This window comes from Mesorhizobium sp. M7A.F.Ca.CA.002.04.1.1 (assembly GCF_004022805.1).
Classification (GTDB): Bacteria; Pseudomonadota; Alphaproteobacteria; order Rhizobiales; family Rhizobiaceae; genus Mesorhizobium; species Mesorhizobium ciceri.
This window is the reverse complement of sequence record NZ_RZPL01000101.1, coordinates 1-11,074: the sequence shown is the minus strand read 5'-3', so window position 1 is coordinate 11,074 and position 11,074 is coordinate 1. Positions and strand designations below refer to the sequence as shown.

The 11,074-nt window shown below is 62.2% G+C and carries 12 protein-coding genes and 1 pseudogene; 1 reads left to right on the top strand and 12 read right to left on the bottom strand.

The features are described 5' to 3' along the window. Window positions 1-114: 114 nt before the first annotated feature. The 7 genes from rseP to ENZ75_RS07950 form a co-directional block, all read right to left on the bottom strand. The gene (rseP, locus tag ENZ75_RS07980) at window positions 115-1,257 is read right to left on the bottom strand and encodes an RIP metalloprotease RseP (protein ID WP_063167968.1); all 1,143 of its coding nucleotides are present in this window, start codon (window positions 1,255-1,257) and stop codon (window positions 115-117) included. Between the two features lie 103 nt (window positions 1,258-1,360). Continuing rightward, window positions 1,361-2,176 carry a phosphatidate cytidylyltransferase gene (locus ENZ75_RS07975; RefSeq protein WP_013531757.1) on the bottom strand — a complete coding sequence of 272 codons (816 nt, stop codon included), beginning with the start codon at window positions 2,174-2,176 and terminating at the stop codon, window positions 1,361-1,363. Next, window positions 2,173-2,907 carry an isoprenyl transferase gene (locus ENZ75_RS07970; RefSeq protein WP_013531758.1) on the bottom strand — a complete coding sequence of 245 codons (735 nt, stop codon included), beginning with the start codon at window positions 2,905-2,907 and terminating at the stop codon, window positions 2,173-2,175. The genes ENZ75_RS07975 and ENZ75_RS07970 overlap by 4 nt, the downstream gene beginning before the upstream one ends. A 34-nt stretch (window positions 2,908-2,941) precedes the next feature. Continuing rightward, the gene (frr, locus tag ENZ75_RS07965; protein ID WP_013531759.1) at window positions 2,942-3,496 is read right to left on the bottom strand and encodes a ribosome recycling factor; all 555 of its coding nucleotides are present in this window, start codon (window positions 3,494-3,496) and stop codon (window positions 2,942-2,944) included. Between the two features lie 92 nt (window positions 3,497-3,588). After that, window positions 3,589-4,311: a UMP kinase gene (pyrH, locus tag ENZ75_RS07960; RefSeq protein WP_013531760.1), complete on the bottom strand. Its 723-nt coding sequence runs from the start codon at window positions 4,309-4,311 to the stop codon at window positions 3,589-3,591. 147 nt (window positions 4,312-4,458) lie between these two features. After that, window positions 4,459-5,568, bottom strand: a complete 1,110-nt coding sequence (locus tag ENZ75_RS07955; protein ID WP_063167967.1) for an aldo/keto reductase — start codon at window positions 5,566-5,568, stop codon at window positions 4,459-4,461. 37 nt (window positions 5,569-5,605) lie between these two features. Then, window positions 5,606-6,133 carry a nuclear transport factor 2 family protein gene (locus ENZ75_RS07950; RefSeq protein ID WP_063167966.1) on the bottom strand — a complete coding sequence of 176 codons (528 nt, stop codon included), beginning with the start codon at window positions 6,131-6,133 and terminating at the stop codon, window positions 5,606-5,608. Between the two features lie 116 nt (window positions 6,134-6,249). Here ENZ75_RS07950 and ENZ75_RS07945 point away from each other — a divergent pair, with 116 nt between their 5' ends. Beyond that, window positions 6,250-7,176 (top strand): LysR family transcriptional regulator, encoded by a 927-nt coding sequence (locus ENZ75_RS07945; protein WP_063167965.1) that lies wholly within the window; start codon window positions 6,250-6,252, stop codon window positions 7,174-7,176. A gap of 34 nt (window positions 7,177-7,210) precedes the next feature. Here the strand turns inward: ENZ75_RS07945 and tsf are convergent, their stop codons facing one another. The 5 genes and pseudogenes from tsf to ENZ75_RS35010 form a co-directional block, all read right to left on the bottom strand. Further along, window positions 7,211-8,131: a translation elongation factor Ts gene (gene tsf / locus ENZ75_RS07940; protein WP_013531764.1), complete on the bottom strand. Its 921-nt coding sequence runs from the start codon at window positions 8,129-8,131 to the stop codon at window positions 7,211-7,213. 109 nt (window positions 8,132-8,240) lie between these two features. Next, complete coding sequence (gene rpsB, locus ENZ75_RS07935) at window positions 8,241-9,029, bottom strand: 30S ribosomal protein S2 (protein WP_013531765.1); 789 nt, start codon at window positions 9,027-9,029, stop codon at window positions 8,241-8,243. Window positions 9,030-9,231: 202 nt separating this feature from the next. Further along, window positions 9,232-9,510 carry a DUF4031 domain-containing protein gene (locus ENZ75_RS07930; protein WP_013531766.1) on the bottom strand — a complete coding sequence of 93 codons (279 nt, stop codon included), beginning with the start codon at window positions 9,508-9,510 and terminating at the stop codon, window positions 9,232-9,234. Between the two features lie 58 nt (window positions 9,511-9,568). Further along, on the bottom strand, window positions 9,569-10,867 hold the full coding sequence (locus ENZ75_RS07925) for a hypothetical protein (protein ID WP_063167964.1): 1,299 nt from the start codon (window positions 10,865-10,867) through the stop codon (window positions 9,569-9,571). A 113-nt stretch (window positions 10,868-10,980) separates the two neighbouring features. Next, a pseudogene (locus ENZ75_RS35010) lies at window positions 10,981-11,074 on the bottom strand (cell envelope integrity EipB family protein); the annotation flags it as partial.

Sequence of the window (11,074 nt, the reverse complement as noted above, 5' to 3'; positions counted from 1 at the left end):
GGTTAATTTGTATTTACTTAACCCTGCGGCGTGGCTTTCGCGTCACTCATATCCCCTTGCATGGTAAACGGCGTCTCAACATCGTCCATGCAGAAGCCAAATTTCTTCATGATTTCAGCACCCAAACAGATCGTTCCAAAAAACGAACCCCATGAAGCACAGCACCAGAAGCAACCCGGCCCGATAGGCCATTTCCATCATCCGTTCCGACACCGGACGGCGAATGACAGCCTCCACCCCGTAGAACAAGAGGTGACCGCCGTCGAGAGGGGGAATCGGCAAAAGGTTCAGAATTCCGATGCCAACGGATAGCAGTGCAACCAGTTGCACGAGCCATTCGAATCCCAGTTTCGCAGCCCTGCCCGCCATGTCGGCGATCTTCACCGGACCGCCCAACTGACATTTGTCTTCGCGCCCGACAACAAAGCGCTGCAGGAACTGGCCGGTGCGCTGGATGACGTGACCGGTTTCCTCGACCGCCGCCGCGACAGCTCCAACAGGCGTGTAGGTGATGAGCCGTGGCTGGCCGAGTTCCTTGTTGTTGACGACACCGATTACAGCGACCTTGACCTTGTTGCCGAGCGCGTCTTCCTGTTCCATCAGCCGCGGTGCCGCGGTCACAGTGACCTCCCGGCCGTCGCGCAGCATGACGAAAGTGATTGCGTCGTCCGCACGGCCCGAGACCAGGCGTTGGACGTCGCCAAAGGTTTCGACCTTGTTGCCGTCGACGCTGACGAATCGGTCGCCGGGAAGGATGCCGGCCTTCGCCGCCGGGCTGTCGGCGGTCACCTCGGCCACCATGGGCTCGGCGACATAACGGCCATAGGCGGTGAACAGCACGGAAAAGACGACGATCGTCAGCAGGAAATTGAACAGCGGCCCGGCCACCACCGTTGCCGCGCGCTTCCAGATCGGCTGCGTGTGGAAGGCGACCTTGCGCTCTTCCTCGGTCAGCGTTTCAATTTCTTCCGACGTGGGCTGGCTCGATGTGGCGTTCATGTCGCCGACGAATTTGACATAGCCGCCAAGCGGTATCGCACACAGTTTCCAGCGCGTGCCGTGGCTGTCGTTGAAGCCGAAGAGTTCCGGGCCGAAGCCGATCGAGAAGGCCCTGACGCCGATGCCGCACCAGCGCCCGACAAGGTAATGGCCCATTTCGTGGACGAACACGACCACGGTCAGCACGAAGAGGAATGGCACCAGCGTGCCGAGGACAAAGCCTTGTGTGCTGAAAAGCGCGTGAAGAATCTCGTTCAAGACAAACCCTCAAATTCTTCCACGGCGCAGACTGCGCCGTGACTGTGACACCAATCCGGGCGAATCCAAGGCGCATCGCGCAAAGGACCTGAAATGACACCACTCAAACGGGAAACAGACCCTGCGCCGGATGATCGGCGTTCGCCGAAATCCAGCCGATGACGTATAGGGCGAATGCGGCTGCGACAAGCCCATCGACACGATCCATGACGCCGCCATGGCCCGGGATGAGCGCGCCTGAGTCCTTGCGGCCATGGCGGCGCTTGACCCAGGATTCAAACAGGTCGCCTGCCTGCGAGACAATCGACAGCACGAGCGCCACCAGGCCGAGCAATGCCAGATTGCCGACACCGGCAGCTACGGCGAGGACCAGCCCGGCGACGACGCCGCCGAGCGCACCGCCGAGCGCGCCGCTGCGCGTCTTGCCGGGCGAGATAGAGGGCGCCAGTTTCGGCCCCCCAACGGCACGGCCAACGAAATAGGCAAGGATATCGGTGGCCCAGACGACCGCAAACAGGAACAGGATGGCAATGAGGCCCGAACGATCGCCATCGCGCAGCAAGGCGAGCGACAGGCCTGAAACCGCGGCATAGGCGAGGCCGCTCGCATCCCATTGTCCGGTCTTGCGAAGCGAGGCGGCTATCGCCGTTGCGGCAACAATGGCCGCCACAAGCGGTAGCAGCCAGGAGGCGGCCAGGCCGCCGATCAAGGCGCCAACGAAGACGACCAGCAATGCTTCCGGCAGGAAACCCAGGCCCGTGACCCCGGTCGGGCGCGACATGCGGGTCCATTCATAGAAGATCGCCGCCGATATCACGGCGCACAGCAGCCGGAACGGCAGACCGCCGATCCAGGTCAGACCGAGAGTGATGATGGCGAGCACGATCGCCGAAACGACACGCAGCTGGAGATTGCTCATCCCGCGGCCGGTCGCGAAGCGACGTCCTGGCCTCCAAGTCCGCCGAAACGGCGTTCGCGGCCAGCAAACTCACGCAAGGCCTCGGCAAGGTGTTCGCGGCTGAAGTCGGGCCAGTAGCAAGGCAGGAAGACAAGCTCGCTATAGGCGGCCTGCCACAGGAGGAAATTCGACAGCCGAAGCTCGCCGCTGGTGCGAATGACCAGTTCCGGGTCGGGAATGCCTTGCGTATCAAGCGCAACGGCAAAGCTTTCGGCAGATATCGCCTCGGCGTCGAGTTCGCCACGCGCCACGGCCAAAGCGAGCTTTTGCGCCGTGCGAACGATCTCGTCGCGTCCGCCATAGTTGAAGGCGATCACCAGCGTCAGAGATTCATTTGCGGCAGTCAGCGTTTCGGCCTCGTCGAGCAGTCCCCTGATATCGGGCTGCAGCCCTGCCCGGTCGCCGATGATTCTAACCCGCACACCGCTCTGGTGCAGTTCGGCAAGGTCACGGCGGATGAACATTTTCAGAAGGCCCATCAGGTCGCTGACCTCGGATTTCGGCCGCGACCAGTTCTCCGACGAGAAAGCGTAGACGGTCAGGTAGGAGATGCCGAGTCCGGGTGCTGCGCGCACCGTCTTGCGCAGCGCCTCGACGCCGGCACGATGGCCCGCAAGACGAGGCAAGCCGCGCGCCTTGGCCCAGCGTCCGTTTCCGTCCATGATGATCGCGACATGCGCGGGCGTTGCCATGTTCTCGCTTTCGGGTCAGCCGGAGGCCAAGACCCTAAACCTGCATGATTTCAGCTTCCTTATCGGAAAGCAGGTGGTCGATGGTGCTGATCGTCTCGTCGGTAAGTTTCTGAACCTGGTCCGAGCGCTTGCGCTGATCGTCCTCGCTGATGTCGCCGTCCTTCTCCGCCTTCTTCAGGAAGTCCATGCCGTCGCGGCGCACATGGCGCGCGGCGACCCGGGCGTTCTCGGCGTAGGTGTGCGAGATCTTGACCAGTTCCTTGCGTCGCTGTTCGTTGAGTTCGGGAAGCGGAATCCTGAGGTTGGTGCCGTCCACGATCGGGTTGAAACCCAGATTGGATTCGCGGATCGCGCGGTCGACCGCGCCGACCATCGACTTGTCCCATACCGATACCGAGATCATGCGCGGCTCCGGCACCGAGACGTTGGCGACCTGGTTGATCGGCATGGTGGTGCCATAGGCCTGCACCTGGATCGCATCAAGCAGATTGCTGGAGGCGCGACCGGTCCGCAGCGAAGCCAGATCATGCTTGAACGCGGCGATGGCCCCATCCATGCGCCGCTTGAGATCGTCGTACTCACCACTCATCTTTATCTCCTCGACCCGTCTAATGCGGGCTCACTGCTCCGTCTTCGAATCGGACCTTCGAAAACCGGTTTCCCTTCGAGCCTGGCCGCCGATCAATCGTCCGCGACGACCGTGCAGCGGCCGCCGCCCCTCAGAATATCGCCGAAACCACCTTTTTCGTGGATCGAATAGACGATTATCGGAATGTTGTTTTCGCGCGCAAGTGCAATCGCTGCAGTATCCATGATGGAAAGGCCGCGATTTATGACTTCGCCATGGCTGATGCGCTCGAAACGCGTCGCATTCGGGTCCTTCTTCGGGTCCGCCGAGTAGACGCCGTCGACCTGAGTGCCCTTGAACAGTGCGTCGGCGCCGATTTCAGCCGCGCGGAGGGCGGCGGCCGAATCAGTGGTGAAGAACGGATTACCGGTGCCGCCGGCGAAGATCACCACCTTGCCCTGGTTCATGTAGGCAGTCGCCTGGCGCTGCGAAAAGCTCTCGCAAAGTTCGGGCATGGCGATCGCCGAAAGCACCACGGCGTCGACGCCGATCTTGTTCAACGACGTGCGCAGCGCCAGCGAGTTGATCACCGTGGCAAGCATGCCCATGTGGTCGCCGGTGACACGGTCGCCGCCCTTGGAGGCAACGGCCACGCCGCGAAAGATGTTGCCGCCGCCGATGACGACACCGACCTCGATGCCCAATGCACGCGCCTCGGCGATGTCGCCGGCGATGCGATCCACCACTGAAACGTCGATGCCGAAATGCTGCTCGCCCATCAACGCTTCGCCCGACGCTTTCAACAAGACACGTCGGTAGAGGGGCTTCACCGTCATCTGGGCCTCTTCATTTGCATGTGGCGCGTTTCGGTGGCTACCCTCGCGCAGGCGCCGCCTCGAAACAATGGCGTTCCGATACACGAAGGGCGCCGCGATGTCACGCGGCGCCCAAACGGCAAATTCGCCGGTTTCCTGTCCCATCAATCAATTGGTGGACACGCTGGCCGACTCTCCTTCGATAAGCACCGGTGACACGTAGTTGGAGGGCTTGTCGCCGGTTGTCGCGCCGCCGGTGACGCGCGCCTGTATCTGCGCGCCGAAATAGGAATAGGGAAACGGCGCTGGAGTTCTGCTGACCCTCTCCAGCCGGTCGCGATGCGCTTTCGGAATCTCGAAATCCAGCGCGCCAAGATTGTCCTGCATTTGGCTGAGCGTCGTCGCACCGAGAATGACGGTCGCGATCCCCGGCTGCGTCGCTACCCAGTTGAGCGCGACCTGAGGCATGCTGCGGCCGATCTCGGATGCGACCTTCTCGAGTTCGGCCACGATAGCCCAGTTGCGTTGCGTGAACTTTTGGAACCCCGGATGCGTCGAGTTGCGAAATCCGTCGAGCCGGCCCGCGGTTCCGGCCTGAGCCGGCCGATACTTGCCGCTCAGCAGTCCGCTGGCCAGCGGGCTCCACACCATGATGCCGGCGCCATGGCGCGTGCCGAATGGCACGAACTCATTCTCGATCGCGCGTTCGGCCAATGAATATTCGAGCTGTAGCGCCGAAACCGGCTCATATCCGCGCAATTCGGCGATCGCCTGTGCGCGGCCCGCATACCAGGCGGGCACATCCGAAAGACCGACATGGCGCACCTTGCCCATCCGAACCAGGTCGTCCAGCGTGCGCATGACCTCCTCGGCCGGGGTCAGCCTGTCCCAGACATGCATGAGATAGAGATCGATATAGTCGGTCCCCAACCGTTTCAGCGAAGCATCGACGGCCCGCATGATGTTCTTGCGGCCATTGCCGCCGGCATTCGGATTGCCGGGCTGCATGTTCATGGTGAACTTGCTGGCGATCACCGCCATGTCGCGCAAGCCGCGCTCGGCGATGAATTCGCCAAGCCAGGCTTCGGCCGTGCCGTCTGTGTAGAGATCCGCCGTGTCGAAGAAATTGCCGCCCGCCTCGACATAGGCGTCGAACATCGCCCGCGCCGTATCCCTGTCGGCTCCCCAGCCCCATTCCGTGCCGAAAGTCATCGTGCCCAGCGCCAGCCGGCTGACCCTGAGGCCGCTGTTGCCAAGAGTGTAGTAGGTCATGGTCATAATCGTCTTCCAATGCTTGGTGATAGATGCCCGAGCGTCACTGGCCCGGAGTGGTCTTGACCCAGGGATTGCCGCGCTCGTGTGTCATGCGGAACGCAAAGCCATCGACCTTCCAGCCATCCGCAAAACGCGTCAGGTGATGCTCATAGGTGCCCCAGACCTCCCAAAGCGGGTCGCCATTGCCTTCCATCCGGTTCCAGGCATAGCCGTTCGACAGGACAGTCGCCGTGTCCCCTTCGAGAACGACCTGGTGATTGGTGCGCAGATGCAGGCTTGTCTTGCTGCCCTTGAGGTTGGCCGCCCAGGCGCCAATCAGGTCGTCGGAAGCGATGTTGGCCGCCGGCTGTCCGGAAAGGCTGCTGAAATCGGCAGTGGCCCGATCCGCGAAATAGCTGCGTGCAAGCTTCCAGTCCTGGGCGTCGACGGCCCGGTCGATGGCATCGGCAATGCGAATGACCGCGCGTTCGTCTGCGAGGGCCCGCCAGTCTGATGGCTCCGCCCCGCCGGCGTCCATCGGCGCCAACGCCATGCCTGCCGCGAAAGTTACGCGCTTCAACGCATTCATGTTCTTTCTCCTCGATGCCATCAGCCCATCGCCGACGTGCGGCCGGCAATGTGGACCGCTCGGTCGACATCGATAAGATTGCATTGTTCGTATGGACCATGCGATATCATGCATGAATGTACCGGGACCTGCTCACCCACTTGCCTGTGATCGTCGCCGTGGCCCGACGCGGCGGCTTTGCGCTTGCCGCCGCCGAACTCGGCATGAGCCCTTCGGCAGTCAGCCATGCGGTGCGCATTGTCGAAGAGCGGATCGGCCAGCCTTTGTTCGCACGGACGACGCGCAGCGTTTCGCTCACCGAGGCCGGCAAGGCGCTGGTGGAAACGGCGGCTCCGGCCCTCCAGGATATTGCCGAGCGGATGGACCGTATCCGCAGCGTCAAAGGCAGGCCGTCTGGCCTGCTCAGGATCAACGCCTCCAACATCGCCATACCATTGGCGGTGACGCCGGTGGTCGCCGCGATGGCCGAGCGCTATCCGGAGGTTACCGTCGAGGTCTTCGCTGACCAGGGTCTGGTTGATATCGTCGGCGAAGGCTTCGATGCCGGCATCCGGCTTGGCGAGATGATCGCCCAGGACATGGTCGCGGTCCGGCTGACGCCGCCGTTCTCCGTCGTCATCGTGGCCTCGCCCGTTTATATCGGACGGCACGGCCGTCCCAGCAGCGTTGCCGATTTGGCGAACCACAATTGTATTGGCTACCGGCTCGTCCGCTCCGGTGCGCTCTATCGCTGGGATCTGATCGAGGATGGCAAGGACATCGCCATGGAGACGCGGGGCAGCGTTGTCGTGACGGATTCGCTCGCAGCAATCGATCTTGCGCTTGCAGGCGTCGGGCTTGCCTATGTCTTCGAGCCGCTGGCGCGCGCCGATCTTGCCGCGGGCCGCCTGGTCCAGGTGCTGCCGCAGACGGCGATCGAGGAACCGGGGCTATTCCTCTATTTCCCGCGCCGGGCGTCAATGGCGCCGAAGCTCAGGGCCTTTATCGACACCGCACAAGAAATCGGCCGGGCATCCTTGCGGACACCCGGCCGAGTTGCCTGAGCTGAGAAGCCCCTTCAGGGGCTATTTGTAAGGATTATTTCTTCACCGCAGCCGCGACTTCCGCCGCGAAATCGGTCTCTTCCTTTTCAATGCCTTCGCCGAGCGCAAAGCGCAGATAGGCGGAAATCTTGGCCGGAGCGCCGATTTCCTTCTCGGCATCCTTCAGTGCCTGCTCGACAGTGATGTCGGGATTGAGCACGAAGGCCTGCTTCAGGAGCACGACTTCCTCATAGAACTTGCGTAGGCGGCCTTCGACCATCTTTTCGATGATCGCTTCCGGCTTGCCGGACTGGCGCGCCTGATCGGCGAAGATCGCCTTCTCGCGCTCGACCGCAGCCGGATCGATCTGCTCGGCCGTCAGCGCCAGCGGGTTGGTGGCGGCGACATGCATGGCAACCTGGCGGCCAAAGGCATTGGCGGCATGCTCATTGCCCGTGGTCTCGATCGCGACCAGAACGCCGAGCTTGCCAAGACCATCGGCAACTGCGTTGTGGACGTAGGTGGCGACAGCACCGTGCGGGACGGTGAGCTTGGCCGAGCGGCGGAAGCCCATGTTTTCGCCGATGGTGCCGACAGCGTCCTTGATGGTGTCGGCAACCGACTTGTCGGAACCTGGATACTTTGCGGCGGCCACAGCTTCCGTCGTGCCGTAGGCCAGCGCAACCTTGGCAACATTGGCGACGATTTCCTGAAACGCGGCGTTGCGGGCAACGAAGTCGGTCTCGGAATTGACCTCGACGACGGCAGCCTCGCGCACGCCGTTGTCGACGCCGATCAGGCCCTCAGCCGCGGTGCGGCCAGCCTTCTTGTCAGCCTTGGAGATACCCTTCTTGCGCAGCCAGTCGACGGCCTCTTCCATGTTGCCGTTGGTCTCGGTCAACGCCGCCTTGCAATCCATCATGCCCGCGCCGGTCAAGTCGCGGAGTTCTTTGACCTGTGCAGCCGAAATGCTCATTGTCGCCTCTTTGTTTTAAATGCACCGACGCACCATCGGTATTCGATGGTGCGTCTGTTTAGCGTGCCAGAATATGAGAAAGATGAAGGCCGCAACCGGCCTTCGATTATCAAGCTTCCGGAGCGTCTGCAGCCGGGGCCGGAGCCGGGTCGAGCGCCGGTTCGACGGGAGCTTCGATCGAAGCGCCGATGTCGACGCCGAGCGCGCCCTGCTGACGGGCAATGCCGTCGATCGCAGCCTTGGCGATCAGATCGCAATAGAGCTGGATGGCGCGGGCCGCGTCGTCATTGCCGGGGATCGGGAAGTCGATCTTGTCCGGATCGCAGTTCGAATCGATGATGGCGACGACCGGAATGCCGAGGCGCTTGGCCTCGAGAATGGCGATCGCTTCCTTGTTGGTGTCGATCACGAACATCAGGTCGGGCGTCGAGCCCATGTCCTTGATGCCGCCCAGCGCCTTGTCGAGCTTCTCGCGCTCGCGGTCGAGGTTCAGGCGTTCCTTCTTGGTCAACCCTTGCGCCTCGCCGGCCAGCATCTCGTCGAGCTTGCGCAGGCGCTGGATCGAATTCGAGATCGTCTTCCAGTTGGTCAGCATGCCGCCGAGCCAACGCGAGTTGACGTAGTACTGAGCCGAACGCTGTGCCGCATCGGCGACGATGTCGGACGCCTGGCGCTTGGTGCCGACGAACAGCACGCGGCCGCCCTTGGCGACGGTGTCGGAAACCTGCTTCAGCGCCTGGTGCAGCAAAGGCACCGTCTGCGAGAGGTCGATGATGTGGATGTTGTTGCGGGCGCCATAGATGTAGGGCGCCATTTTCGGGTTCCAGCGATGGGTCTGGTGGCCGAAGTGAATGCCAGCTTCCAAAAGCTGGCGCATGCTGAAATCAGGCAGTGCCATTCAAAGTTCCTTTCCGGTTAGCCTCCACGGACACAGGCATTTTTGGACTTTGTCCTCGAACGCCACCGGAGGTTTCAGCCGGATTTCTCCCGGGCAGACACCAAAGTCCGTGTGTGGAATGAGCGCGCATATAGAGGGGATGCGCGATAAACGCAAGCGCCGTGGGACCTGTGTACGGCGTGCGACGATCCGCGCGCTGCCGTCAGCGCTTTATCTTGCCGTTCGGCACCCGCACCCGCCGGAAGACCGCGACGATCTCCTCGCGGCTGCATTCGATGGCGCCGAGCCGCACCGCACGGTCACGCTCGAAGCCGGTTATGTCATAATGCGGCGCCGATGTCTTGGGCGGCCCTTGGTAGGATGAGCGCTTGACGCCAAGATGCGCGGCAAAGCGATGCAACTCGTCGGTGTCGTCGGCCAACAGATGGCACCAGCGATGGCCGGCCCAGTTCCAGATCGCTGCGTCGACATAGGCTGCCATAAAGCTTGCTGTCTGCCTTCCATCCGTCACGACAGTCGGCCACATGGCCCGGCTGATGTCAGTGACGATAGAATGGATTCGGATAGAAAATGAAGCCGCCATTGGCTGCAAGCTCGGCGACGATGTTGGTGACTGTATCCTGCATGCGACGGTGCAGATCGGCAACCGCATCGTCGATCGAGCCCGTATGCTCATGCAAGCCCAGTGCCTCCGGCACCCGGATGTGGGCGCAACGCGGCCCGGCCGGCTGCGGAACGAATCGGTTCATCGTGTCGCGCAGCCCGCCCCGACAATAGTCGTTGCGGATCCGCTTCAGATGTTCGGCGATCTCCTCCTGGCTAATGCGCGGATTGGCGCAGGCCCAGGGTCCGACGCGTTGCAGCCTCTGAACCCTATCGACGAGCGCGCGGACCTGCCTTTGCCGTTCGGCATCGCCAGTGTTTTCGCGCTGCCAGCGGCGCGCCCGCCGCAGAATCTCGGTGATGTCGGTGACATCAATGTCGGCTGAGATGCTTTTGCCGAGCTGGCGGCTGAGCTCGGTGACCAAAACCCTCTGACGCTGGGCATAGGAAGCGCCTTGGTCGAACGGCATGCCGGTGGCAGCTTCATCGCGGGCCAGCAGTGTCGAATAGACATGGTGAATGCGCTGCGGCAGCGTGTCGGTCGCCTGGCGTTCTATTTTGAGGTTTTTCTCGACATAGGCGCATTCCTTCGCCAGTGCCGCTTCGACGTTGCCGGTGAAGGCAAGCTTCCAGACGACGGGCGCGATCCAGACCTTGAAATTGGGATCCGTGGCCCGACCGCGCTTGAGGGCCTCCAGTCCCATCTCGACGGCACCCGGCAGCAAAGGCGCAACGACATTGGCATGCCAGCCGACGCCGCCTTCGGGATGCAGCAGCACGCCATGGCCTTTCAAGGCCCAGGCGATCGAGTGTTCCTTCGCTGCCCCGCTGTTGCCGGGAATCTGGGCGATCAGATTGTTGGCCAGCCAGAACTTCTGCATCAGCCGGCCAAGGCCGTTGACGACACCATTGGTCGCCCATGAGGCCGTGAGCGGGCTGACCTGCGACACGATTTCCTTGTCGATCATCCAGTCGGTGAAGAACTCGGGATGATTGGGCGTGATGAAGGTCGCCTTCCCTGCCCCGCAACTGGCCTTCAGCCGCTCAAGATCGGCGTCGGGAAAGTCGATATGGCGGACATTTGAGACGCCGCGCAGACCGGCCAGGCGATTGAACGGCAACAGATCCCGAAACCCGGGAATGCCGCGCAGCATGACGATCCGGTTGACGGATGTCATGGCCCTGATCAGTGCCGGGTTGGGCCGCGGCGCGACGAACGTATCGATCCTGCTCAAGCTGATCCCCCTCGCGCCTGGACGCTGGAAGAGGTTGAGGGACGATTGCGGCACGTTCAAGTCGTTCGTTACGACCACGCCGTGCCGTGGCAAATCAGCTGCCTAGACAGGCACTATTTGGCGGGACAAGGTTTTGTCTGGTCGAACAGCGACAGGTTGACCAGCTTGCCGGTCATCGAGAAGTCGCCATAGTCCATGACGAGATCG